This is a genomic window from Clostridium cadaveris (assembly GCF_020911725.1).
Taxonomy (GTDB): domain Bacteria; phylum Bacillota; class Clostridia; order Clostridiales; family Clostridiaceae; genus Clostridium_X; species Clostridium_X cadaveris.
On sequence record NZ_CP076620.1, the window covers coordinates 1,921,774 to 1,948,255 of the forward strand.

General features: G+C 30.1%; 25 protein-coding genes. 7 read left to right on the forward strand and 18 right to left on the reverse strand.

The annotated features are described in order from the left end of the window. Window positions 1–68 precede the first annotated feature (68 nt). Entirely contained in the window at window positions 69–431 is a 363-nt protein-coding gene (locus KQH81_RS09130; protein ID WP_027638276.1) for a tetratricopeptide repeat protein, read from the forward strand. 9 nt (window positions 432–440) lie between these two features. Here the strand turns inward: KQH81_RS09130 and KQH81_RS09135 are convergent, their stop codons facing one another. From KQH81_RS09135 to KQH81_RS09145, 3 genes are read right to left on the reverse strand one after another with little or no spacing between them, the layout of a single operon-like run. Next, the gene (locus tag KQH81_RS09135) at window positions 441–1,622 is read right to left on the reverse strand and encodes a transglutaminase-like domain-containing protein (RefSeq protein ID WP_051196204.1); all 1,182 of its coding nucleotides are present in this window, start codon (window positions 1,620–1,622) and stop codon (window positions 441–443) included. A 1-nt stretch (window position 1,623) separates the two neighbouring features. Further along, window positions 1,624–2,274: a recombination regulator RecX gene (recX, locus tag KQH81_RS09140; RefSeq protein ID WP_027638274.1), complete on the reverse strand. Its 651-nt coding sequence runs from the start codon at window positions 2,272–2,274 to the stop codon at window positions 1,624–1,626. A 4-nt stretch (window positions 2,275–2,278) separates the two neighbouring features. Further along, window positions 2,279–3,523, reverse strand: a complete 1,245-nt coding sequence (locus tag KQH81_RS09145; protein WP_027638273.1) for a M16 family metallopeptidase — start codon at window positions 3,521–3,523, stop codon at window positions 2,279–2,281. A gap of 235 nt (window positions 3,524–3,758) precedes the next feature. Between KQH81_RS09145 and KQH81_RS09150 the strand changes: the two genes are divergently transcribed. The 3 genes from KQH81_RS09150 to KQH81_RS09160 are packed head-to-tail and all read left to right on the forward strand — an operon-like array spanning window position 3,759 to window position 7,338. Further along, entirely contained in the window at window positions 3,759–5,129 is a 1,371-nt protein-coding gene (locus KQH81_RS09150) for an aminotransferase-like domain-containing protein (protein WP_027638272.1), read from the forward strand. Window positions 5,130–5,159: 30 nt separating this feature from the next. Continuing rightward, entirely contained in the window at window positions 5,160–5,837 is a 678-nt protein-coding gene (locus tag KQH81_RS09155) for a response regulator transcription factor (protein ID WP_027638271.1), read from the forward strand. Then, window positions 5,821–7,338 carry a sensor histidine kinase gene (locus KQH81_RS09160; RefSeq protein WP_230028127.1) on the forward strand — a complete coding sequence of 506 codons (1,518 nt, stop codon included), beginning with the start codon at window positions 5,821–5,823 and terminating at the stop codon, window positions 7,336–7,338. The genes KQH81_RS09155 and KQH81_RS09160 overlap by 17 nt, the downstream gene beginning before the upstream one ends. A 12-nt stretch (window positions 7,339–7,350) precedes the next feature. Here KQH81_RS09160 and ymfI read toward each other — a convergent pair whose 3' ends face one another. Then, the gene (gene ymfI, locus KQH81_RS09165) at window positions 7,351–8,091 is read right to left on the reverse strand and encodes an elongation factor P 5-aminopentanone reductase (protein ID WP_099335541.1); all 741 of its coding nucleotides are present in this window, start codon (window positions 8,089–8,091) and stop codon (window positions 7,351–7,353) included. A gap of 113 nt (window positions 8,092–8,204) precedes the next feature. Here ymfI and KQH81_RS09170 point away from each other — a divergent pair, with 113 nt between their 5' ends. Beyond that, window positions 8,205–9,086 (forward strand): diacylglycerol/lipid kinase family protein, encoded by an 882-nt coding sequence (locus tag KQH81_RS09170; protein ID WP_180269190.1) that lies wholly within the window; start codon window positions 8,205–8,207, stop codon window positions 9,084–9,086. Window positions 9,087–9,101: 15 nt separating this feature from the next. Here the strand turns inward: KQH81_RS09170 and KQH81_RS09175 are convergent, their stop codons facing one another. From KQH81_RS09175 to KQH81_RS09200, 6 genes are all read right to left on the reverse strand, one after another. Further along, a complete protein-coding gene (locus tag KQH81_RS09175) occupies window positions 9,102–9,446 on the reverse strand; it encodes a nucleoside triphosphate pyrophosphohydrolase (RefSeq protein ID WP_051196203.1) in 345 nt (114 codons plus the stop codon). Window positions 9,447–9,529: 83 nt separating this feature from the next. Further along, a complete protein-coding gene (locus KQH81_RS09180) occupies window positions 9,530–10,924 on the reverse strand; it encodes an ATP-binding cassette domain-containing protein (RefSeq protein WP_027638267.1) in 1,395 nt (464 codons plus the stop codon). Then, window positions 10,917–11,630: an energy-coupling factor transporter transmembrane component T gene (locus KQH81_RS09185; protein WP_230028130.1), complete on the reverse strand. Its 714-nt coding sequence runs from the start codon at window positions 11,628–11,630 to the stop codon at window positions 10,917–10,919. The genes KQH81_RS09180 and KQH81_RS09185 overlap by 8 nt, the downstream gene beginning before the upstream one ends. A gap of 5 nt (window positions 11,631–11,635) precedes the next feature. Beyond that, the gene (locus KQH81_RS09190; protein WP_099335543.1) at window positions 11,636–12,229 is read right to left on the reverse strand and encodes an MptD family putative ECF transporter S component; all 594 of its coding nucleotides are present in this window, start codon (window positions 12,227–12,229) and stop codon (window positions 11,636–11,638) included. Window positions 12,230–12,241: 12 nt separating this feature from the next. Next, window positions 12,242–13,963, reverse strand: coding sequence for an ABC transporter ATP-binding protein (locus KQH81_RS09195; protein WP_027638264.1), 1,722 nt, complete (start codon window positions 13,961–13,963; stop codon window positions 12,242–12,244). Then, window positions 13,947–15,704, reverse strand: a complete 1,758-nt coding sequence (locus KQH81_RS09200; RefSeq protein WP_027638263.1) for an ABC transporter ATP-binding protein — start codon at window positions 15,702–15,704, stop codon at window positions 13,947–13,949. Before KQH81_RS09200 ends, KQH81_RS09195 begins: the two co-directional genes overlap by 17 nt. A gap of 203 nt (window positions 15,705–15,907) precedes the next feature. Between KQH81_RS09200 and KQH81_RS09205 the strand changes: the two genes are divergently transcribed. Continuing rightward, the gene (locus KQH81_RS09205) at window positions 15,908–16,924 is read left to right on the forward strand and encodes a helix-turn-helix domain-containing protein (RefSeq protein WP_027638262.1); all 1,017 of its coding nucleotides are present in this window, start codon (window positions 15,908–15,910) and stop codon (window positions 16,922–16,924) included. A 266-nt stretch (window positions 16,925–17,190) separates the two neighbouring features. Here KQH81_RS09205 and KQH81_RS09210 read toward each other — a convergent pair whose 3' ends face one another. The 3 genes from KQH81_RS09210 to KQH81_RS09220 form a co-directional block, all read right to left on the reverse strand. Continuing rightward, window positions 17,191–17,691, reverse strand: coding sequence for a S41 family peptidase (locus KQH81_RS09210; RefSeq protein ID WP_081670226.1), 501 nt, complete (start codon window positions 17,689–17,691; stop codon window positions 17,191–17,193). Window positions 17,692–17,991: 300 nt separating this feature from the next. Further along, window positions 17,992–19,650, reverse strand: coding sequence for a glutamine--tRNA ligase/YqeY domain fusion protein (locus KQH81_RS09215; RefSeq protein ID WP_027638260.1), 1,659 nt, complete (start codon window positions 19,648–19,650; stop codon window positions 17,992–17,994). 119 nt (window positions 19,651–19,769) lie between these two features. Continuing rightward, entirely contained in the window at window positions 19,770–19,964 is a 195-nt protein-coding gene (locus KQH81_RS09220) for a DUF4250 domain-containing protein (protein WP_081670224.1), read from the reverse strand. Between the two features lie 163 nt (window positions 19,965–20,127). On the opposite strand from KQH81_RS09220, the gene KQH81_RS09225 reads away from it, so the two are divergent. Continuing rightward, a complete protein-coding gene (locus KQH81_RS09225; protein ID WP_027638258.1) occupies window positions 20,128–20,610 on the forward strand; it encodes a hypothetical protein in 483 nt (160 codons plus the stop codon). 53 nt (window positions 20,611–20,663) lie between these two features. Here KQH81_RS09225 and purD read toward each other — a convergent pair whose 3' ends face one another. The 5 genes from purD to purF are packed head-to-tail and all read right to left on the reverse strand — an operon-like array spanning window position 20,664 to window position 26,475. Beyond that, window positions 20,664–21,914: a phosphoribosylamine--glycine ligase gene (gene purD / locus KQH81_RS09230; protein WP_027638257.1), complete on the reverse strand. Its 1,251-nt coding sequence runs from the start codon at window positions 21,912–21,914 to the stop codon at window positions 20,664–20,666. Between the two features lie 21 nt (window positions 21,915–21,935). Beyond that, on the reverse strand, window positions 21,936–23,438 hold the full coding sequence (gene purH, locus KQH81_RS09235) for a bifunctional phosphoribosylaminoimidazolecarboxamide formyltransferase/IMP cyclohydrolase (protein WP_027638256.1): 1,503 nt from the start codon (window positions 23,436–23,438) through the stop codon (window positions 21,936–21,938). 14 nt (window positions 23,439–23,452) lie between these two features. Next, a complete protein-coding gene (gene purN / locus KQH81_RS09240) occupies window positions 23,453–24,064 on the reverse strand; it encodes a phosphoribosylglycinamide formyltransferase (RefSeq protein ID WP_027638255.1) in 612 nt (203 codons plus the stop codon). Continuing rightward, the gene (gene purM, locus KQH81_RS09245) at window positions 24,052–25,050 is read right to left on the reverse strand and encodes a phosphoribosylformylglycinamidine cyclo-ligase (protein ID WP_027638254.1); all 999 of its coding nucleotides are present in this window, start codon (window positions 25,048–25,050) and stop codon (window positions 24,052–24,054) included. Before purM ends, purN begins: the two co-directional genes overlap by 13 nt. Before the next feature lie 18 nt (window positions 25,051–25,068). Continuing rightward, window positions 25,069–26,475 (reverse strand): amidophosphoribosyltransferase, encoded by a 1,407-nt coding sequence (purF, locus tag KQH81_RS09250; protein ID WP_027638253.1) that lies wholly within the window; start codon window positions 26,473–26,475, stop codon window positions 25,069–25,071. Between the last annotated feature and the right edge of the window lie 7 nt (window positions 26,476–26,482).

Sequence of the window (26,482 nt, forward strand, 5' to 3'; positions counted from 1 at the left end):
ATTATACACTTATAGTTAAAAATTTAAAGTATATGATGTACAGCAAATTAACTTTAGGAGGATTTAGAGTGAGTTATTTTGAAAAAGCAAATGATCTTTATAATGTGAAGGATTATAAAAAAGCTATAAACTTTTATAAAAAATCTATAGAAAGTCGAGAAAATGAAGCATGTTCTTATTACAATGCCGCTGTGTGTTTTATAAAACTTAAAGAATATGAAAAAGCTTTAGAACTTATAAAATCTGCTCTTTCTTTAAAGCAGGAAAGCAAATATTTTTTTAATCTAGCTTACTGCTATGCAATGTTAAACGACACTCAAAAAGCCTTACTTTATTTTAATACATCTTGGGCCTTAGATAACAATGATAAGGATTGTGAAAAAGCTTTGAATTTAATAGTTAAGAACTTAAAAAAAGGAGCATTGAAATAAATGCTCCTTTTACCATTCTCCTGCTATTTGGGTTCCTCTATGATCAAAATTAAAATTTTTGGAGTTAAAATAATTCCCTCCATTGTAAAAAGTTGTATCTATGTTAATCCATTTCTTATCTTCTTTTATATATACCTCATTCCATGCATGGCTTACCCATGTTGTTCCATTAAATCCTTCACCAGTCACAAGTCTTACCTTAAGGTTAGCGGCTCTTGCCATAGCCACATAAAGTGCTGAATAGTCAAAGCAAATTCCCTTTCTGCTTTCATAAGTGGAAATAGCCCCTGATGGTATTGAGTAATTTCCATTCATTATAAGATTTGCCTTCTCATAATCATAATCTACGTTCCTTCCTATCCAGTTGTATAGTGCCTTAGCCTTCTCTTTATCTTTACTCATTCCACTTACTATATTTGAAGCTTCTTCCTTTATATATTTATTAGATTTTACTCCCTCATCTAAAGTGACACCATTATAATATACAATTACATTTCTGTTTTTATAGTCACTAGATACATTAGGAGCACTGCTATTTTTAGACTCATCAATCTCTACTATTTTGAAAGAATCATTTAAAATATTTGGTATGCTTTGAGCAAATGAGGATTTAGTTATTGGATTTATAACAGAGTCTACAATAACTATATAAAGATTAGACTCATTCAAATAAGTATTGAGTTTTTCATTAAAAACAAATAATGTAGACCAATTCAAGAAAAAAGAAACTAATATTATATAGCATAATGCTCTAGGAAGTGCAAATATGCTGCTAAGTATCCGTTTTGCAGCCTCTCCTCTTCTACTGTAAAATCTATGAAGAAGTGATACTAACGGACTTAATGTAAAATAATTTATTACTTTTATCATGAGCAGACCTATATAATAAACTATACATAAAAGTATAGGAAGAATCAAAATATAGCTAAGCCTAGGATTTCCATCTAAAAAGTCTGTAAATCCAATTGGGACATACTTTTCCATAAATCCAAAATTTCTTAAAATTACAATGTTTTTAGTCAGTATTAAGGCTATAAAAAACTCTACTATAAAAGCTACATTTTTTTCTATACTCCATATATCTTCTTCTAAAGCTTCTGTTCCTTTTTTAAAGAAAAAAGCTTTTATTAAAGGCACAAAAAACACTGTGTAAAGTACAACAGTTATAATATCAAAAGACATGTATTTCATGCTAATACTCCTTAAATTCATTAATAGTTTCTTTTATTATCCCATTACTTAAGGAAAAATCATATCCTCTGCTTACAAGATATCTAAATAACTTTTCCTTTATCTTTCTTTCATCATCTGTACTTTTCTTTAATATATTGTATTTTTTTATACACAATTCCTTTGCTATATTATTCTCTACATCATCATCAATCTCATAAAAGATTTTAGATATAAGCTCTGAATCTATGCCCTTTTGCTGAAGGTCAAATCTTATTTTATTTTTTCCTTTAGATTTTAATTTTTCTTTTACAAATAATTTCGCATATGTTTCATCATTTATAAAATTATACCCTTTCAAAAACTCTATAGTCTCATCTGCTATATTTCCATCATATCCCTTGTCTATAAGTTTTTCTCTTACTTCTTTTTCTGTTTTCAGGGTTCTCTCCAATATTTTCAGAGCTGTACTTTTAGCTTTAATTTTTTCCTCTTTATATACTATCTCTTTTAATCTTCTTTCATCTATGATACAGCCTTTTGAGAGTCCTTCTTTATAAACAAGTTCCATATTGCATGCAAATGCAAATTCATAGTTTACAAACACATTTACTCTATCTTTATTTCTTTTTTGCACCTCTATAGATGTTATTTTTCCGTTTCTACTTTCCATTGATCTAATTACCCTCTTTTAATATATGAATAGTAGGATTGTTTAAAAATTTTCTTGCTACCTTATAAATACTTTCCTTATTTATATTATTTAAATCATCCATATCATTTATAAATTCATATATACTTTCTCCATCTAAGCACTGGTGAACTGCATAATTGCATAGGTCTGTTGAATCTTCAAGAGTTGAAAGAACTGCCGTTTTATGAACCTTTTTCATTAATTCCATAGTTCTGTCATCAAATTTTACAACTTCATTTTTTATGTTATCTATAGCAGTATTTATTATGTCTATTGTTTCTTCTGTATTTTCCTTATCAACTGCAGTATAAATAGCTAACGTCTTTATATTATCGCTTAAATCTAGATGGGTATATATATCATATGCAAGTCCTCTATTTTCCCTAAGTTCTCTAAAGAGAATTGAGTTGGCACTCTCCCCTAACCTATGACTCAATATCTTAAAAGGTAGTTCCATATCTTTTGATATAGAATTTACCCCATATAAATAAACTATTGTACTCTGCTCAAGATCTTTTTTACATGATACAAACATACCAGGATTATTATCCTCTACCTCTACTTTAGGTAATACAACTTCTTTTTGTTCCCACTTTTCAAATATATTTTCAATGCATTTTATAACATCTTCGTGATCCAAAGAAGATACAACTACCATATAACTATTGTTTGGAACGTAAAATCTACTATAAAAACTATCTATGTCTCTTTTATTAAACTTTTTAACATTCTCCTCAGATCCACTTATATCATATTTTAATGGACTATTTTCATAAGCTTTTTCTGAAGCTATCTTAAAGCTTAAATCTTCGATATCATCTTTAGAAGCCCTTATCTCTGATAATATTACCCCTCTTTCCTTTTCAATCTCTTCTTTTGGAAATACAGAATTCATTATCATATCACCTAAAAGATTCATTGCATTTAATAGTTCTTCCTCGATGCAAGTTACACTATATACAGTACAACCATAATCTGTATAGGCATTGTATTCGCCTCCAAGCATCTCTAATTCTTCATTTATCTTTTCATTATTTCTTGTGGTTGTCCCCTTAAACATCATATGTTCTAAAAAGTGGCTTATACCTTTTTCATTTACGCTTTCGTACATAGCTCCAATTTTAACACCAAAGTGAACACATGCTATTTGAGTGTCTTTTTTTATAGTTACTATATTTAATCCATTTGACATGGTATATTTTCTACTATCAAACATACTGTTACTCATCATTTCCCTCCTAAATTCTACTGATATAATCTTATTGTAGTCTATATTATATCATACTCTAATACAATAAGAATTTTATTATTCTAATATGATAAATAATTTTATAATATCCTTATTAATTATCTGTATTACTACAGTCTAAAAATATGATATAATTTAAATTAATTGATATGGTATAATAATTTTTAAACCATTCAAAATTGTATTTATAGATTTGATTGGGGGAAAATCTTTTATGGATACTAAATATGAACTTATAATGAGTTATATAAAATCTGAAATTCAAAATGGAAATTTTAAAACAAAGCTGCCATCTATACGAGCCTTGGCTATAAAATTCAGCTGTAGTAACTCTACAGTTATAAGGGCTTATTCAGAACTTGAAAAAAACAACTTAATATATGCCATGCCCAAAAGTGGATACTTTGTATCTAAAAACAGCTTGATATTTTCAGATATAGATGATGAAAAAACAATAAATTTTGCTTCTGGTGAACCATCTTGTTCTATATTTCCTGCAAAGGACTTTCAAAAGTGCATAAATAAAGCAATAGACAAGTACGGTAATGAACTTTTTAGCTACGGGGCTGCAGATGGTTTTTTACCACTAAAAAGTGTTTTAAATAAAAAGTTTAAAACTGAAGGCATTGATGTGTCAGAAAACAAAATTTGTTTTACAAATGGAGTGCAAGAAGCATTATCAATCTTGTCTTCTATGAAATTTCCTAATGGAAAACAAAGCATATTAATCGAAGACCCAACCTACAATTTATTTTTGGGTTGGATTAAAAACAATAATTTTTCTGTATACTCTATTTCCAGAAATTTTTCTGGTATATCATTAGATGAATTGGAAGAAAACTTTAAAAATAATGATATAAAGTTCTTCTACACTATGCCTAGACTGCACAATCCTTTAGGTACATCTTACACTGAAGAAGAAAAGAAAAAGATAATAGAATTGGCAAATAAATATGATGTATATATTGCAGAGGATGACTATTTATATAATCTATGGAACAAAGAAGATATGTCATTAAAGGCTTATGATACGGAAGATCGAGTTGTTCACATGAAGAGTTTTTCTAAAACACTTCTTCCTAGCATGAGACTAGGCGCAATCATTCTTCCTGATTCTTTAAAAGATGCTTTTTTTAGTTATAAAATACATCTAAATTTCAGATGTCCTCAGTTATTTCAAGGAGCACTTACAGAGTTTATAGAAAGTGGTCAATACGACATATACGTTGCTCAAATTAAAAAATATTATGCTCAAAAGCTAAAATTATTGAAACAAGTATTTGATAAAAATCCTATAAACGGTCTATCCTATAATATACCTCTAAACGGATTTTTTTCTTATGTCAATCTTCCATCAACCATATCTTTTTCTGAACTTTATAATGCGCTAAGTCTTCAAAATATAGAAATAAGAAATATGAAGTATTTTACCTTAAATGAAGATACAATTACAAATTCTGCTAGACTAAGCGTTTCAAACATAAACGATGAAAATGTTATAGAAGGAGCAGAAGTCTTTTTAAGGCAAGTTAATGAATTATTGCGCATGCGCCGTAATAAAGCAAACAGTATGATTGAATTGTAAATTATATAAATAATTATGTTAGGTGGTATTATGAATAAACAAATTTTAATAGCAGAAGACGAACCTAGAATGAGAAGGTTAATAAAAGATTATCTATCAAAAGAAGATTTTTCAATTGTTGAGGCTTCTAACGGAAAGGAAGCTTTAGATCTATTTCAAAATCATAAATTTGATTTATTAATTTTAGATATAATGATGCCTCTTTTAAACGGTTTTGACCTTTGCAAAGCCATAAGAGAAATCTCAAACATCCCTATCATAATCTTAACTGCACGTGCTGATGATGACGATGAAGTAATGGGTTATGATTTAGGAGCAGATGACTATATAACTAAGCCATTTTCTCCCAAAATCCTTGTAGCTAAGGTAAAGGCACTTCTTAGAAGACTTGATGACCTTAATATCACTAATGCCTTCATAAATATAAACAGTCTCTCAATAAATAAAACTTCTCATGAAGTTACAATAAATGGAGAAATCTTATCATTATCTCCAAAAGAATATGATCTCCTAATCTTTTTAGCAGAAAACAAAAATTCTGTGTTTTCTAGAGATACTCTTTTAGATAAAGTTTGGGGATATGATTTTGATGGTGATATACGGACTGTAGATACTCATATAAAAAGACTGAGAGAAAAGCTGAGAGAATATAGTAGTTTAATAATTACAGTCAGAGGAAGTGGATATAAACTTGAATATAAAGATTAAAAAGAATATAACCAATAAACTATTCTTTATAACATCTTTAGTTCTGCTAGTTTTTCTTATCTTTTCCTTAGCTTTTCAAAGTATGTTCTTTGGAGATTTTTATTTAAAAAGAAAAACTAACAATCTTAAAGAAGATGTTGTAAAATTTAAACTCAATTATTCCTATAATATAACAGACGACTATAAACTCTATTCAAGTATGCAGAGTTTTGAGGCTATGAACAATGCTAAGATTGCTGTTTTATCTAATGTAGGTGAAATTGTATATCTTCCTAACCCTAAAAACCAATTAGATGATACTAGAAAAAGTACATTACATAACATATTAAAAGATCTCATAGATAATGGTACATTTTCTGATGTTCTAACTGGCAAAAAAGAAACCGTAACTACACTGATAAACGATTATAACTTGAATTCAAAAAATATAGTTTGTATAAGTGCTATATCTTTAAAGGAAAAAAATGATGCCATCATAATAGCATATTCACCTTTTCAACCTATAGAGGAAGCCAGCTCTATTATAAAAAGCTTTTATATCTATTTAGCCTTATTTGCTCTAGTCGTTATAATAGTACTTTCTATAATATATACCAATATAATCTCAAAGCCTTTAGTAAAAATCAATCAAGTTGCATTGAAATTAAGTAACCTTGATTTTTCTGAAACGTGTCCTATAGAAAGTGAAGATGAAATAGGAAATCTAGCTAAAACTTTAAATTTCTTATCTTTAAATCTTAATAATGCTTTGAAAGATTTAAATACAGCTAACTCAAATTTAAAGAAAGACATAGAAAATGAAAAGAAATTAGAAGCTATGCGTAAAGAGTTCGTAGCAAATGTTTCCCATGAATTAAAAACTCCTATAGCCTTAATTGAAGGTTATGCAGAAGGTATCAAAGATGGAATTGTGGAAGAAGGAGAAATCGATGATTATCTAGATGTAATAATAGATGAGTCTCATAAAATGAATTCCTTAGTTATGGATATGCTTGAACTTAGTAAGCTGGAATCTCCTAATTTCAAACTTAACTTAACAGATTTTTCTATAATATCTCTTATAAATAAATGCTGCAAAAATTTAGATCATTTTGTAGCAAAGAAAAATTTAAAAATAAATTATCTTAAAGACGACTTTTTAGTTGTTGGTGATGAATTTAGAATTAACGAAGTGATAACTAACCTTTTAACCAATGCAATAGAACATTCTAAAGATAATTCTTCAATAGATATAGTTATTGATGATTTAAAAGATACTGTCAAAGTAAATATAATAAATTATGGGAATTCCATTCCAAAAGAAGAGATGAAAAATATTTGGGACAAATTCTATAAAATTGACAAATCAAGAAATAGAATTTTAGGAGGCACAGGTCTTGGTCTTGCCATAGTAAAAAATATACTTGTGCTACACAAAAGCAGATTTGGAGTAAAAAACATATCAGATAAGATTTGTTTTTTCTTCACCTTAAATAAATCTTCAAAAGGAGAAAATCTTTAGATTTTCTCCTTTTTAATACATTCCGCCATCAACTGTTATAACTTGAGAATTTATGTATTCTGCGTCTTTTGAGCATAAAAAAGCCACTGCTTTTCCTATGTCCTCTCCTTTTCCAAACTCACCTACAGAGATTCCTTCCTTTAATTCATTTTTTTCTTCTTCACTAAGCCAGTTATTCATTCCTGTTTCTATCACACCAGGGGATATAGCATTTACTCTTATTCCATTTAAAGCCATTTCCTTTCCTAATGCCTTTGTGAAACTATTTATAGCTCCTTTAGATGCCGAATAAACTGCTTCACATGACCCACCTACATTTCCCCATATGGAAGATATATTAACTATTCTTCCGTATTTTTTTGTAACCATACATGGAAGCACACAATGACATGTATACATTACACCTTTTAAATTTACATTAATTAGATTGTCTATCTCCTCTAATTTTATATCCATAAATAAATTTCTTATGCTTATTCCTGCATTATTAACCAAGATGTCTATCTTGCCATAGTTATCAATAACCTTAGAAACTAAGCTTTTTACATCTGTATATTTAGAAACATCACCTTTAACGCCTATAGCATATCCACCAAAAGATTCTATAATCCTTATTGTTTCTTCACATCCCTCTCTATCTTTATTATAATTCACAGCTACCATAGCTCCTTCTTTAGCAAGTTCTATAGCTATGGCTCTTCCTATACCTTTTGACGCTCCGGTAACTAATGCCACATTTCCTTTTAATTTCATATTTCCTCCATTTAATACATGTATTTCTTTATATTTTTTTGCAATTATTATATAATTATTGTATTACATATTATTATATTAATCTATATATTGCAGCGAAAGAGAGTAGTATTATGAGACATCTATTTATTATAAACCCTTCATCGGGAAAAGGTAAAAGTTTATCATATATCCCACTTATACATGAACTATTTGATGATAAAAAAGATCAATATGTAATAGAAATAACGAAATATCCAGGACATGCTAGCGAAATAGTTGGACAGTACATTAAAGATGAAGATTTTTTTGTCTATGCTGTAGGAGGAGATGGAACTTTAAATGAAATAGCTAACATCTTGGTCAATACTAATAATGCTTTAGGAGTTATTCCTTGTGGTACAGGTAATGATTTTATAAGAAGTTTTATACATTCTAAAAACTACAAAAATATTCTTGAAAGAACAGTAAATGGAAAGATAGAAGTTATAGATACCGCTAAAGCAAATAATAGATATTTCGTAAATATTGCATCTATAGGATTCGATTCAAATGTAGTTTATAATGCCAGACTATTTAAAAAGAAAAAATTCATACCATCAAGTATGTCTTATTTATTGAGTTTATTCTATACTCCTTTTAAATTTAAAAGTATTCCAATGAATATAACCATTGATAATATAACAATAAAAAGCAATAATCTTTTATTTGCTGTATGCAACGGTTCATATTACGGAGGCGGAATACCTATAAGCCCTCATTCTTCTATGAATGATGGTATTTTAGACATATGTATGGTAAAATCCTGCCGTTTATTCAGGCTGCTGCGTTGCCTTCCAAAAGCATTATCAGCAAATCATACCAATATAGAAGAAGTATCTTTTTATAAAGGTAATAACATACACGTTCAAAGTAATTATGAATTTATTGTTCAAGCTGATGGTGAATTGACAACCTGTAATGATATGACCTTTGAATTCTATCCAAATTCTCTTAGAATTCTAAAACCTCAATAAAAACAAAGGATATGCCTAATTTGGTATATCCTTTGTTTTATCTTCATAGGACTTATCTACAGCTTTTAAGATTATTCCTTGTTCAAAGCCGCCTTTTAATTCTCTCTTCTTTTCTCGCTCTTTTTTCAAATCTTCCTCACTATATCCTTTTGCTTTTGCTATAGCAAATAATACTTCCATAATATCTGCTAGTTCTTCTAAGGATTCTGTTTCTATAAATTCATTTATTTCTTCTTTAAGCTTTTCTTTGAGAGCTCTAAAATAGCCAGTTCTGCTTATTTTTTCAGCTTCATATCTAAATCCTGATTCTTCTATGATGTTTGGTACTGCATCTCTAACCATCTTATTATATGGTTTCATAGTAACCACGCCTTTACTATAAATATTTATTACTTATAGTTTCTCACTTAAACCATATTCTATTCATTACAATAGTACACTTATCATCTAACAAACTCATATACTTTTCCTCCACATTTATGAATCAATTCATAGTCATGTGTAATAACTATAATAACTTTTCCTAAAGATTTCATCTCATAAAGATAGTCAATAATTTTCATCATCTTTCCTCTACAAAGACCACTGGTTGGCTCATCTAAAATTATTATAGGCTTATTTGATACCTTTGCAAGTCCAATTAGAAGTCTTTGCTTTTCTCCTCCCGATAAAATCTGAGGATGGAAATCTTTTTTATCATATAATTCTAACTCCTCTAAAACCCTTTTCTTTAAATCATCATTAGAACTTGCAATTGATATCTCTTGCCAAACCGACTCTGTAAAAAGCTGATAATTTACATCTTGCATTACCATAGAAATATATTCATAGTTTTTCTCTATTTTTTTACCTGCAAAAAAACTTCTTCCCTTTCCATTTAAAAGCCCAGATAATTTTTTTATAAATGTAGTTTTTCCAACTCCGTTTTCACCTATGATAAAATTAATTCCAGCCTGAAAAGATATGCTCATATCAAGAATCTTGTTTTTATCATAATACGCTAAAAACTTTTCACATTTCAATAATCCAGATTTATCTTTCTCCTCATCACCATGGTCTAGCCTTATTGTATTGAACTCTAAATTGCTCAAATCTTTCTTCACAATTTCTTTAAGTGTCCTCAACTCATATTTATCAGAAATATCTTCTAACAAAGACTTTTTTGAATCAACCACATTAAAAACATTCATATTATTATTATGCAAAACCACAAATTTACTCATGATATCTGTGAGATAATATAATCTATGTTCAGCAATAATGATTATTTTTCCCATAGATTTTAATTTGAGCAACGTATTTTTTAACAGTTCAATAGATTGTTTATCTAAAGAAGCTGATGGCTCATCAAAAAGATATATATTATTATCCATACATGCTACAGCTGTAATTGCAACAAGCTGTTTCTCTCCTCCTGAAAGAGTAAATATATTTTTATCAAGTAAATGAACTGTATTAAGCTTTGTTGTATATTCATCTATAGTTTCTAAGATTTTATCCTTTTTTATATTTCTATTTTCTAAAGCAAATGCAAGTTCATCTGTAGTATTGATACAGTAAAACTGTGTCTTAGGATTTTGAAACACAGTAGACACAAAGCGGCTTCTATTTGATATATTTTTTTCAAGTATCGATTCACCATCAAATTCTATGTCTCCACTTATTTGAACACCATCAGTTTCAAATAAGATTCCATTTATCGACTTTAATAAACTACTTTTCCCACATCCAGATTTTCCACTAATGACAGCAATTTCTCCTCTTTGAACTTCCAAATTAGCTTTTTCAAAGATAGTTGCTTCTTTGTATCTTATTCCAAAATCCTTTATCTTAAGCATATTTCCCCCTTATATAAAATCCAATTAATAAGAACATAATCAAGAAAAATATATAATCTATCTCCTTTATCTTTGATGTAGAAATACTGCTTCTTTTAACGCCTATCTCCATGCCCCTTGTAAGAGCAGAAATTGCAACCTCATCAGCAGTACGTGTCAAACACATCAGTAAAGGGACTGTTCTATATTCAAATAATTTCAATGGATTCAAGATTAACCTTTTTGTTGTAAGTCCGTGCAAATACATTGCATCCTTGATTTGGCTGTAATCCTCTCTAAAAGTATAAAAGAATCTTGCCATTACAGTTATAGGAATAACAATTTGATCAGGTATTTTCATTTTTTTTAAAGAACAAACAAGTTCACTCATATCTGTTGACACCAAAGTATATTTACCCATCATAAGACCTGGAAGCATTCTTAAAAACAACATTGATATAAAAAGAAATAGAGATGTCAGTATACCTGTTGCATTATACAAGAAATACTTTTGAATAATGCTTGCTACAATAATAAAAATTCCTCCTTTTAATGCTTCCTTGTATCTTCTTTCAGAGATTAAAAGTACATAAGGCAATAGTGATGCTGCTACAGCTACAGCAAGATATTTTTGCTGTAAATTTCCAAGCAGTAAGGTGTATGATATAACAATAGTCATAAATAGCTTTGTTCTAAAGTCTAATCTCTGCCTCCATATAGCTATCACGTATTCTATACCTCCTTGATCATACCAGCTTTAACAAAGTGTTTCTTAAGAATCGAAATTCCAATAGTGCACCCAATATATACCCCAAGCATTCCAAAGATAGTTATAGGTACTAAAGACCAATTTGGTAGAACGCTCATCATTTTATTTGCATAGTCCTGACCATATCCCATCTGCAACATTTGTTCAATATATTTTTCTCTTGCAAAGAAAATGGGAATCCAGTTTCCGAGTCCAGAAAGAGATGCAACTACAAATGCAAGTCTTGCATGATTCGTACTGCTGTACCCTCCTTTTTTAAGTACAATCTCACCAAAAATGCTTCCAAAGATAGCTGTTACTAACATCCATGGTCCATGACCCGTTACTACAAATATAATTGCAATAATCATCTGCTCAATAAACAGCATTCCAGGCTTTTTTATCTTTGTTGAAAACAACATACTCACAGGTCCTGCAAATAATCCTGTAATAAACGGAACAATTGGCATCAGAATAGGAACGAAACCAATCATACCTCCAATAAAGGTAAATATAAATATTAAAATTGTAAACAATCCTATATTAATTAAATCTTTTACATTTAATTTTTTATTCATTATTTCCCTCCCCTAGTATTTAAATACTTCTGCTAACTTTGCTTTTTCTACCAAATTATTATAAGTTTTTGATATAGATATTAATTCTTTGTGATTTCCAAACGCTTCAACTTCTCCGTTATCAATAACGACTATTTTGTCTACATTTTCAATAGATTTAAGTCTATGTGAAATAATAATTACAGTTTTGTTTTTTGTTAATTCATTTAAACTTTCTTGTATTTTTTTCTCATTATCCACATCTAAAGAAGCAGCAATTTCATCTAAAATGATAATAGGAGCATTCTTTAAAAAAGCTCTAGCTATGGATATTCTTTGTCTTTCTCCCCCAGATAAAGTTGCCCCATTTTCCCCAATTACTGTATCATATCCATTTGGAAGCCTATTAATAAACTCTTCGCAATTTGCTAAACGCGCTGCTTCTTTCACTTCTTTATCTGTAGCTTTTTTATTTCCTATCCTGATATTTTCCTTTATTGATGTATTAAAAAGTGTTACATCCTGAAAGACTATAGATATTTTTTTAAATAATGATTTTGTAGAAATATCTTTGATATCTACTCCACCAATTGTTATTTTCCCACCATCATAATCGTAAAGTCTAGAAATTAAACGAAGAATACTTGTTTTACCACACCCTGACATGCCTACAAGAGCAGTTACCTCATTTTGATTCGCAGTAAAGCTTATATCTTTAAGAACTTTTGTATCATCATTATAAGTAAAAGATACATTTTTTAGTTCTATATCATAATCCATAATTTCTTTATCTTCTCCTTTTTGAATCTCTGTACTTCTTATTTCTTTAATGCGATTAATCATAGAATCAATATAATAAAGCTCTGCGATATTTTGGCTTACTCCATCTACACCTTCTTTAATTTTTATAGATGCTAAAATGTATCCAATAAGATATAAAATATTTATTTCTCCTTTTAAAAGCAATCCCATTCCAACCAATATTACAATTGCAAAAGCCACTTGAACAACAAGCCCAGATAAAAGTAGAGGAACAGCAGCTGTAAACTCAGCTTTTAAATGAATTTTTTCACCCTCTTCCATTTTTTTATATAGACTATTTTTTATATTTTTTGTTAAACCAAAACTCTTTATCTCTTGATGCAATTCAATTGCTTCTTGGAAACTATCCGAATTATCTCTAAGCTTCGTATAATATTTAACGTTTTCTCTTAATTGAATTTTTTTAGACCAAACAATCAATAAAAATCCTATTATAATTGGTAAAACAACAGACAAGCCTAACTTTAAATTTCCTTTTAATAAAAGAATAGATACAAGCGGAAAAAACATAAAGAAACCAATTGTCTTTGCTATTGCATGACTCATAGCGTGTTCAATAGCTGTAACATCAGCCATAATTGTCTGGGATAGATCAGATAAATTATGCTTAGAAAAATAAGAAAGCGGAAGCTTGCTCAAAGTATCTGCAATATCCATTCTTAAATTAGCACTCTCTTTATAGGTAGCATTATAAAGAGTATTATATTCTATCCTTAAAAGTAAATACATAAGAACAAGAATTATAATGGAAAAACTTATATAAAAGACATTGCTTTTTACATTTCCCAAAACAAGTTCATCAAATAAAATCATAAGAAGTATTGCTGGAATCATATTTACTATATATACAGAAAAGGATGCAAAACTCGCTTTCACTAAATCACTTGCACCTTTATCCGTTAGTGCAAAATATCTCTTAAACAAATTCTTCATAACACACCCTCCAATCGTTCGCTTCTGTATAAAGTTCTTGAAAATATTTATATTTGCTATCTTTTTTCATTAATTCAGCATCATTACCTATCTCTATAATTTTTCCTTTCTCCATTACCAGTATTTCATCAACTGCCCTAATGCTACTAAGTCTATGCGCAATCATAATCACGGTCTTCCCCTTAATAAGGTTTTTAAATGCTTTTTGTAATTCATGTTCATTTTCGGGATCAACTGCTGCACTAGCTTCATCCATTATGATGATATTTGCATTTTTTAAAATGGCTCTTGCAATAGCAATTCTTTGTTTTTCTCCTCCTGATAAAAACACCCCTTTTGTACCTATCACTGTCTGCTCTTTTAAAGGAAATTTTTTAATAAGCTCATCACAACCTGCAAGGTGAAGTGCTTCAATTACTTGCTCTTTTGTTGCATTAGGATTCGCTATTTGAACATTATCTAAAATACTCATTTTAAATAACTTGCTATCTTGGAATACAAAAGCAATACTTTTAGTTATAGCATCTTCACTATAACTTGAAAGGCTTTTACCCCCAATTTTTATATACCCACTATTAATCTTATAAAATCCTGATATTAATTTTGCTATAGTCGACTTTCCGCTTCCTGAGGCCCCAACCAATGCATAACTCTTATTTGCTTCAAGTTTGAAGCTAAGATTATCTAAAATCATTTCATCGCTGTATCCAAAACTAACATTTTCAAATTCTATATCGAAATTTTCAAATTTTTCTAACGTCCCAAATTCTAATTTATCTTTCTGCATATCTACAAAAATTTGCTCTAATTTTTCTACAGCAGATGTTCCCATATAGGCATACATAGAGACATACATGATTTTCATAAATCCACTAAATAATACCCCACCGAGGAATAAAACCATAATCAAATACACAGCTATTACTTTAGGGCTTGAGTGAATATCCATAAATAAAACTACAAATGGTATAAGAATAGTAATGGCTCCTAGAAAAATAATTTGAAATCTTACATATGGTTTTCTACAGCTCATAGAATAATCAAGAGCATATTTCGAATAATCCATAATAGCTTTGTGTAAAGCCTTAAATGAATTAACACTAGCACCAAAAATCTTAACAACTTGTATACCACGTACATACTCAACTGTTTCACTATTCATTTTTTCTAGTGCTGCTTGATAAATAGCCATGAAGTTTTTATCTCCTGACATCAAAATAATTTGCCCTGCTCCTGCTATGGTAAATAAAACTAAAGTTATTCCTACTTTTACATCAATCATAAACCCAACAGCAAGCACCAATATTGGTGTAAGTACTGCACCTGCATTATCCGGTATAAGGTGTGCAACAATACTATGTGTTTGCGCTGCATTGTCATCAATCAACTGCCTTGTTCTTCCCGATGAATTCAAATCAAAAAATTTAAAACTGGCATTCATAAGTCCATCAATACCCTTTTTTCTTAAGTTTGTTTCTAATCTAAAACCAAGAATATGAGTTAACAGTACAGATATCATATAAATAATAGATCCTACCACTAAGAGACCCGCTATTATAACTGCATAATGAAATGCATCCCCTGATTTATTCATAATTACAAGCTCTTTAAGAAATTCATACATATAATAATATGCTGATACTGTTACCACGGTAGAAACAGCTGTAAGTGCGATTGCCATATACGCTAACCACTTTTTTTTGGGTACATAATAGAGTAATTTTTTGTAGACCTTTAACATAAAATACCTCCCTTATATTATCTCATTTAGACACTGTTATTAATTTTTAAAAAATCATTTGATAATATCACCTCTATATTTATCCTTTTTTTAATAACATTTGTTTAAATTATTGTATCATCCGCTAAAATAAGATACAATAAAATACAGGTAATTATGTCTAATCGCATTATTGTCTAATCGAGATATTTGGAGGTTAATTCATGAATACATTTCAAGATTTTTTAGAAGAAATGGGATGGAAATCTTGTCCTAATTGCTGTAAATATTGCAAGGTTGGTAAGACTGTTTGCATACAAAATGAAGAATTTAATGGATTGTATTGGTATTATGAAACTGATCAATTTATTATTGATATTCACGATTTCTTTATAAAAAAAGAAAGGATGACTTATTCCTTTCCCGATATGAGTCACTTTATGTCATTCAGTTCGTCATACATTAAGTCAGCTAATGGGGAGTGCTTTAACCCTTATCAAACACTAACTGCAAATACCATGTTTGTTACAAATATGGATAAAACAAATTTCCGATTTCTTTTACACGCAAATTTCCCCTATTTAAGTGTAGGAGTTAACTTCAAAGATAAAATGATTAAAGACTATATTTCCTGCCACCTAAAAACATCCCACATGACCGTTTCCGATGTTTTCTTTGATACTAGAGAGCTTGTAACAAAACCTATGGAAAAGCTTGCAAATTCTATTCTAAATTGCAATATGAGTTCTCCTGCCGCAGAAATATTTCTTGAAGCAAAAGCTAAGGAATGGTTAAGTGTTACCCTTGATGCTTATTTGAATAAAGCAAAATCAAAGCAAATAACAAAATCAGATGAAAAAGCAATTGAGAATGTAGCAAATTATATTAATGATCATTATGCTTTGGATATTTCTCAAGAACTCCTAGAGAAAATTGCTATGATGAGCGGGACAAAATTAAAAAATGTATTTAAACAAAAATATCAAATGAGTATTACAGAATATGCTCAAAGAAAAAGAATGAATATTGCAGAAACTTTATTATCAACAACAGAGCTCGAAATAAAAGATATTGCCAAATCTGTTGGATATACCTCACATAGTAGATTTACTACTCTTTTTAAAAAGTATAAGGGCATATATCCTCGTGAAGTTAAAAAACTAAGTTCTGTAAACAGCAATACCATACATGTATGTCAAAATAATAATTTAGAAAAAATCTCTCACTGCAAATCTACATAGTCATATACCACTATCTAAGCTTATGACTTAATTAAGACAAGACTATTCATTGATTTGTGTAAATTTAGATATTAGTTCTTTTTCTTTATATCTAAAGCCTTCTTATGTACTAGCATAACCAGTAGTTTTCAATGCAATAAAAACAAAGGATATACCTTAATTTGGTATATCCTTTGTTTTACCTTTATATGATTTATCTACATAATTTAAGATTATTCTCTGCCTAAATCCGCCTTTTAATTTTCTCTTCTTTTTTCGCTCTTTTTTTAAATTTTTGGAGCTTTAAGAATTAACTTTAAAACTCTATCCAATGAATCTCCATTACCAATCCAAACATCCGGTTGAAATCCCTTACCTTCTTCAAAATCTTTATTAGCCGTAATGATATTTCCAAAACTAATATTTATATGTGAATTAGGTAGTTGACTTCTGATATATATATTTGAAAGTAGGCTACCTGAAGTATTTGTCCCAACCACTACAATATTTTCTAATGTTTTTAAATAACTTATAAATTCTTCTCCAGTAGATGCAACTTTATCATCTACAATCACAAAGATTTTTGTATCATTCTTATGCCTCTTTTCTTCAGTTTTAGAAATATACCATTTGTTACTATTGCTATTTGAGCGTTTCAATTCTTTATTATATTCATCTTTTAATTCTGTAGTGAGTTTATCGTAATCAATATTTTTTAATTCTATTGCAGATTTTGAAAATAATTCTATTGATTTATCCTTTGAGTCAACATCATGCATTCTACGCATGGTAACAATAGGTATGCCTTTTTCTTCATCATGTTCATAGCTATATTTATCATTATATGAATATGATGATGCAGAATCACATTTTTTTAACCGTACAAATTTTTCAATTTGATTATTCTTTTAGTTGAAATACAGTCAATTCTATTATTTCATCAATTTTCAACATTTGATTTTTATTTTATGCAGAAAGTATATCAATTAATTTTCTAAACACAAAAAATCGCCTTGATTATTCAAGGCGATTCAAAATTATTTATCTTATGTATAACATCTATAATATTCTAGCTAAAACTAAAAATTCTATTTATTTAATTTAAATGAACTCTTTAATGATACTATTCTATTAAATACTAATTTGTCTTCAGTTGTATATTTGGAATCTACATTAAAATATCCATGTCTAAAGAACTGGAATGCATCTCCCTTTTTAGCATCTTTCATTAAAGGCTCTACATATCCATGAAGTACATTTAAGGAATTTGGATTTATATTTTCTAAGAAATTTTTGTTTGCATCTTCATTTTCATCTAAAAGAAGAGGCTCATATAATCTAAATTCTGCCTCTACAGCAGTAGCCGCATTTATCCAGTGAATTGTACTCTTTACCTTTCTTCCTGTAAATCCTGAACCACTCTTAGTTTCAGGGTCATAAGTACAATGTATTTCCATTACCTTTCCATTTTCATCTTTTATAAAATCATTACACTTTACAAAATATGCTCCTTTAAGTCTTACTTCATTTCCTGGGAACAATCTGAAATACTTCTTAGGAGGTTCCTCCATAAAATCTTCTTGCTCTATATATATTTCTCTAGAAAATGGTACCAGTCTCTTTCCTTCTTCAGGCTTATCTGGATTGTTTTCTATTTCTAACATTTCAGTTTCTCCCTCTGGATAGTTAGTTATAACAACCTTTAGAGGATTTAAAACTGCCATAGTTCTAGGCGCTTCTTTATTTAGCTCTTCTCTTATAAAATAATCAAGCATTGAACTATCAACTACAGATGCAGCCTTTGCTACTCCTATTTCTTTGCAGAAGTTTCTTATAGCAACTGCTGGACATCCTTTTCTTCTAAGACCTGCTATAGTAGGCATTCTTGGATCATCCCATCCATCAACTACATTTTCATCTACAAGAAGCTTAAGTTTTCTCTTGCTCATAACAGTATTTGTCATGTTTAATCTTGCAAATTCTATCTGTTGAGGAACATTTTCCATCTCACACTCTCTTACAACCCAATCGTAAAGAGGTCTGTGATCTTCAAACTCAAGAGTACATATAGAGTGAGTTATACCTTCTATTGCATCCTCTAGTGGATGTGCAAAATCATACATAGGGTATATACACCATTTATTTCCTGTATTGTGATGCTCTGAATGGGCTATTCTATAAATTATAGGGTCCCTCATATTTATATTTGGTGATGTCATATCTATCTTAGCTCTTAAAACTTTTTCTCCATCTTTAAAATCACCATTTTTCATCTGATCAAATAAACTTAAGTTTTCTTCAACTGTTCTATTTCTGTATGGACTTTCTTTTCCTGGCTCTGTAAGTGTACCTCTGTACTCTTTTATTTCATCTCCTGTTAAATCGCACACATATGCCTTGCCCTTCTTTATAAGAAGTACAGCTTTCTCATACATGGTATCAAAATAATTAGAGGCAAAATATAAGTTTTCCCAATCGTAACCAAGCCATCTAACATCATTTTCTATGGATTCTACATATTCTGTATCTTCCTTAACTGGATTTGTGTCATCAAATCTTAAATTAGTCTTTCCTTTAAATTCGTCTGCAAGTTCAAAGTTTAAAACTATGGATTTTGCATGACCTATATGTAAATATCCATTAGGCTCAGGTGGAAAACGAGTTATTATCTCATTACGTTTGCCATTTTCTAAATCCTGTTTTACGATATTTTTTATAAAATTTGATGAATTATATTCCTCTGACATATTCTCATCCCTTTTCTAAGTAAATTATCATTTATCATAATATGTATTATATATCTATATATAAGTTATACATTCATGCATCTACATTTAAATATACCATAATTTATCCTTATTTTCTACTATATAGCCACAAACTGATTGGACTTTTCATCATATTTATATCCTATCTGACTAAATTTTTCATTGACTTTATCCAATTCTAAATCCATATAGCTGCAATAATCCTCTAATGTAGAAAATTCATCTCTAAGCTTCATATTTATAATGCTTAAAGCCATATAACTATCCATTTTTATAAAATCATTTTTTTCCATATTCATTCTCCTTTATGATTTTTTCATAGATCGCTTTTTTATTTTTAATTCTCTTCTTAATTATCTATATATATTAGCACATTCCCTTTACCATTGCATTGAAAAATTCATTAATTTAGTATATAATTCTAGAGATATTATAAATTGTACAATGGAGGAACTTATGAATAATTCAAATAAACCTTTGAAGTTTATATTATTAATTTTAACCATTTTACCATTGATTCTTCCTATATTAAATATATATTTGGGAATACTTATATCTGCAAATACACTGCCACATGAGGTTGTTTATTATGGAAGTACCTCTTTATTTACCTTAAGTTTAAAGATCTTCCTATTCTCATTAGCAGTAGATGCAGTTTTAAGCCTTATAGGTTTCAACTCTGACAGAAGAATAAATCTTATGATAGAAAAAAAATTTACGTCCATAGCTTTTGAGACAGCTGTTTCAGTATTTACTTTGACAGTAGGATATTCTTTAATAAGATCATTCGGACTTACAGATTTTGTTTTCTTTAGAGACGGACTAGCTCTTTTCATATTTATATCTGTATTGTTGGATTTAATATCTCTATTCTTTATAGGAATGTTCATTCACAAAAATGGTGGTCATGAAAATAAAGATGATTCTAATGAAAACTAACTCAATTAAAATAGGCTGATTAAAAAATCAGCCTATTTTATCGCTTAATATATTTATTTTGCAATTCCTATATCTCTTCTATAATATATGTTCTCAAATTTTACATTTTGAATATTGTTATAGCACATTTTTCTTGCCAAATCTAAAGTTTCTGCCTTTGATACTAATGCAAGTACTCTTCCACCACTAGTTAAAAGTCTATTACCTTCGTCCTTAACTCCAGCCATAAATACCTTACTTTCACCAATGTCCCCTATGGAAATTTCCTTGTTCTTTTCATAGCTTCCTGGATATCCCAAAGATGCTCCTATTACTACACAGGCAGATTTATTTTCCCATTGAACTTCTGCGTTTTTTAAATCTTTCTCTAAAGCCTTTTCTATAAGTTCCAAAAGATCACTTTTCATTAAAGAAAGTACGCCTTGAGTTTCTGGATCTCCCATTCTAACATTATATTCTAATAGATACACGCCCCTTTTGGTTATCATAAGACCGAAGAAGATTATCCCCACAAAATCCATCTTCTCTTTTTTAATTCCATTTAATGTAGGATTCATTATGTCCTTTTCGAAAATCTTCATTATATCGTCATTTACATAAGGATTAGGACATATTACGCCCATTCCACCTGTATTAGGTCCCTTATTATCATCAAGTATTTGTTTATGATCCTTTGCAGATATAAATGGAATTATAGTTTCCCCATCTGTTATAGACAATATAGATGCTTCTACTCCTTCTAGGAACTCTTCTACAACAATAGTTTTACCTGCTTCTTTAAAATTATCTGAAGTCATAAGTTCTTCTATTGCTGCTCTTCCTTCCTCCAAAGTATTGCAGATTATAACTCCTTTTCCCGCTGCTAGCCCATCTGCCTTTATTACAAGAGGAAATTCCCTGCCATCTATATATTCTAGAGCCTTATTTTCATCTGAAAACACTTCATATTCAGCAGTTTTCACCCCATACTTTTTCATAAACTCTTTTGAAAAAGCTTTACTGCCTTCTAATATAGCCCCTTCTTTGCTCGGTCCAAATATTCTCAGTCCATTTTCTTTAAATATATTTACAATACCTTTAGTTAATGGTTCTTCTGGTCCAACTACAGTAAGGTCAATGCTGTTTTCCTTTGCAAATTTAACTAATTCGTCCATTTCTGTTATATTTACATTTTTGCATTTATTTTCTCTAGAAGTCCCTCCATTACCTGGAGCACAGTATATAGTATTAACCTTTGGATTTTGAGCTAATTTCCAAGCTATAGCATGTTCTCTTCCTCCTGATCCTATTAAAAGTAAGTTCATCATCTATACTCCCTCTCTATACTAGTGTTTGAAATGTCTGAATCCTGTAAATACCATAGATATTCCATGCTCATTGCATGCATCTATAGATTCTTGATCTCTTAGCGATCCACCAGGTTGAATTATTGCCTTAATTCCATATTTAGCAGCTTCATCTACTACATCTCTAAATGGGAAGAAGGCATCTGATGCAAGAATTGTTGCTCCTTTTCCACGTTTTAAAGCATCTTCAGTAGGCCAAATTCTATTAACTTGTCCCCCTCCAATACCTAGTGCAACACCATCATGAGCAACTACTATTGCATTTGATTTCACATACTTAACTACTTTCATTCCAAAAATCAAATCTTTCATTTCTTCTTCAGTAGGCTGTTTCTCAGTTACTACTTTTATTTCATCTATAAGCTTATTATCTTCATCTTGAACTAACATTGCTCCATCAACAGTAACCATATATTGTTCTGCTTTTGGTACATTATTAAACTTAAGCACTCTTAAATTCTTTTTAGTCTTTAAAACTTCTAAAGCATCCTCATCATATTCTGGTGCTGCTATAACTTCTAAAAATATCTTAACCATTTCCTCTGCTGTTTTCTTATCTACCTTTTTATTAAAAGCAACTATGCCTCCAAAGATAGAAGTTGGGTCTACAGTATATGCTTTCATATATGCATCATAAGAAGTTTCACCTGTTGCAACACCACATGGTGTGTTATGTTTTAGAGCACAACATGCTGTTTCTTCAAACTCATTAACACATTTCCAAGCTATATCTACGTCTTTAAAATTATTATAAGATAGTTCCTTACCATTTAAAGTTTCAAATGTATTCATGGCTCCATCACAAGTTGCTAAACCATAAACAGCAGCACTTTGATGTGAATTTTCACCATATCTTAAACTTTGCATCTTTTTATAAGATACTGAAAGATATTCTGGGTACTCTTCATCTTCTAATAAGAAATTAGCAATAGCTCCATCATAAGCACTCATAAGATTGAATACCTTACCTGCTAGTTTCTTTTTAGTTCCGAAAGAAACTTCCCCCTCTGATTCTAATTCATTCCTCACTACTGAATAATCATTTTTATTAGAGATTACAACTACGTCTTGAAAATTCTTGGCAGCTGCTCTAAGCATGGTAGGGCCACCGATATCTATGAATTCAACCTTTTCTTCAAAAGACAAATCCTCTTTAACTTTTTCAAAGAAAGGATATAGATTTACTACAACATAATCTATTGTATGTATATCTCTTTCTTTTAAAGTATTCATATGCTCTTCATTATCTCTTATTGCAAGTATTCCAGCATGAACAAGTGGATGAAGAGTCTTTACTCTTCCATCTAGCATTTCTGGAAATTTAGTAACTTCATTTATTTCTATAACATTTAATCCATTTTCTTTTAAATATCTATAAGTTCCACCTGTCGATACTATCTCTACATCTTTAGATACCAAAAATTTAGCAAAATCCAATATTCCTTCTTTGTCAAACACACTTATTAATGCTCTTTTTTTCATAAGGAATCCTCCTTTTATTCTTCTATATTTACTCTTCCGTCAATTATTTTTACTTTTCCTTCGCTTATAAGCTTTATAGACTTACTAAGAATCATATGTTCTTTTTCTAGCACTCTCTTTTGAAGCTTTTGAGAATCATCACTGAAATAAACAGGAACTGTTTCTTGAGTAAGTATAGCTCCTCCATCTACTTCAGAATTTACAAAGTGAACCGTACAGCCTGAAACCTTAACTCCGCTTTTTATTACAGCTTCATGAACTTTTATGCCGTACATTCCTGGTCCACAAAATGCTGGAATAAGTGATGGATGAATATTTATTATTTTATTTTTAAATTCATCTAATATTTCTCCATCTAATATGGAAAGAAATCCAGCAAGTACTATTAAATCTACTTTTCCTCTAGTCAATTCTAAGATTTTATATGAAAAATCGTCTTTATAATCTTTTTTACTTACAACATATGTCTTTATACCGTTTTTTTCAGCTCTTTCTAAGGCATAAATTCCTTCTTTGCTTCCTATAACCATTTCTATACGGGCATCTATATATTTTGAATTTATAGCATCTATTATAGATTGAAGGTTTGTCCCACCTCCCGAAACTAATACTGCTATTTTAAACATACGCCCTCCTCACCACAGGTTATATATCCGATTTCGTAAGCTTTTTCTCCCATGGCTTGTAGCTCAGCTAAAACTTCGTCTTTTATGCTCTTATCAATACATACCATAAATCCTATACCCATATTGAAAGTATTGTACATATGATCTTTTTCAACACCCAAGTTCATCATGTATTTGAATATTTCTGGTATTTCATATGAATCTTTTAAGATCACTGCTGTCTTATTCTTTGGAAGCATTCTTGGAACATTTTCTATAAATCCGCCTCCAGTTATATGACACATAGCTTTAATTTTAAATTTTTCCATAAGCTTTTGAATTGGTTTTACATATATTCTAGTTGGTGTAAGAAGGATTTCTCCTAATGTTTTATCACCAAGCTTTTCATCTAAATCAGTTACAATCTTTCTAACTAATGAATATCCATTGGAGTGTACTCCTGAAGATGGGAGTCCTATTATTACATCTCCCTCTTCTACCTCATGACCATCTATTATTTTATCTTTGTCAACTATCCCTACTGAAAAACCTGCAATATCATATTCTCCCTCTGGATAAAATCCTGGCATTTCTGCGGTCTCTCCCCCAACTAAAGCTGAGCCACTTTGAAGACATCCATCAGCTACCCCTTTAACAATATCGGATGCTACATTAGCTTCAAGTTTTCCGCAAGCTATATAGTCTAGAAAGAATAGAGGCTGTGCACCATGACATAATATATCATTTACACACATAGCAACACAATCTATTCCAACTGTATCGTATTTATTCATTTTAAATGCTATTTCCAGCTTAGTTCCAACACCATCAGTTCCTGATATAAGAACAGGTTTTTTATATCCTTCTGGAAGCTCCATCATAGCTCCAAAAGAACCTATATGATTTAATACTAAAGGATTCATTGTACTTTTTGCATATCCTTTTATCAAATCAACAGCTCTGTAACCTTCTTCTATATTAACTCCAGCGTCTTTATATGTTATCATAATAAAACTCCTTACTTATTAATCTATACTAGCTTCAAAAGGTGGTGCCACAGGGTATTCTCCATCAAAACATCCTAAGCAGAATCCTGATTCCTTATTAAATGCCTTTAGAATTCCTTCTATACTTAAATATCCTACTGTATCTGCTCCAATTATTTCTGCAATTTCATTTATTGAATTATTTGCTCCTATAAGCTGACTTCTATAAGGAGTATCAATTCCAAAGTAACATGGATACTTAACTACTGGAGATGAAATTCTAAAATGAACTTCTTTAGCTCCGGCTTTTCTAAGAAGCTGAACTAGTTTTTTAGATGTTGTACCTCTAACTATAGAATCATCAATTAAAACTACTCTTTTACCCTGTACTACTGACTTTAATGGATTAAGCTTTAAAGCTACTGCCATTTCTCTCATTTCTTGAGTTGGTGCAATAAATGTTCGTCCAACATACTTATTTTTTACAAAAGCAGTTTCATAAGGTATATTTGCAGCCTTTGCATAACCTACTGCAGCTGGTATTCCTGAATCCGGAACACCAACAACTATATCTGCATCTATTGGAGACTCCTCATATAAAATTGCTCCAGCTCTTACCCTTGATTCATATACATTTATTCCATCTATTATGCTGTCAGGTCTTGCAAAATAAATGTATTCAAATGCACAAGTTCCACAAGGTGCCTTTTCTACCGGATTAATACTCTTTATACCATTCTTATCAATGATTACTATTTCCCCTGGATTTACATCTCGTACAAATTCACCACCAATTGCATCTAAAGCACAGCTTTCTGATGACAAAATATAACTATTTTTAACTTTTCCTATGCAAAGAGGTCTTATTCCATTAGTGTCTCTAACCCCTATAAGCTTATCCTTTGTTAAAATAACTATGGCAAAGGAGCCTTTTACAACCTGCATTGCATTAAATATAGCTTTATCTATCCCTTTATTAGCATATCTAGCTATAAGTCCTAAGATAACTTCTGAATCAGTTGTGCTTTGAAAAATAAATCCGCATTCTTGTAGAAGATCTCTTAATGTGTCTGCATTAGTTAAATTCCCATTATGTGCTATGGCCATTGAGCCAAGTTTACCATGAGTTAAAAGCGGTTGTGCATTACACTTAAGACTGTCACCAGCTGTAGAATATCTTACATGTCCTATAGCAGCACTACCTGTTAATTCATCGAGTATCTCTTCATCAAATACTTCTGTTACAAGTCCCATATCTTTATAAGAATGTATTTCTCCATCTCTAGCTACAGCAATACCAGCACTTTCTTGTCCTCTGTGTTGAAGAGCATAAAGTCCATAATAAGTCATCTTAGATACTGGAAGATCATCATTGGATAGCACTCCAAATACCCCACACTCTTCCTTTAACTTATCCTCTTCTAAATTTATTAACTCCCATGTCATATATTAA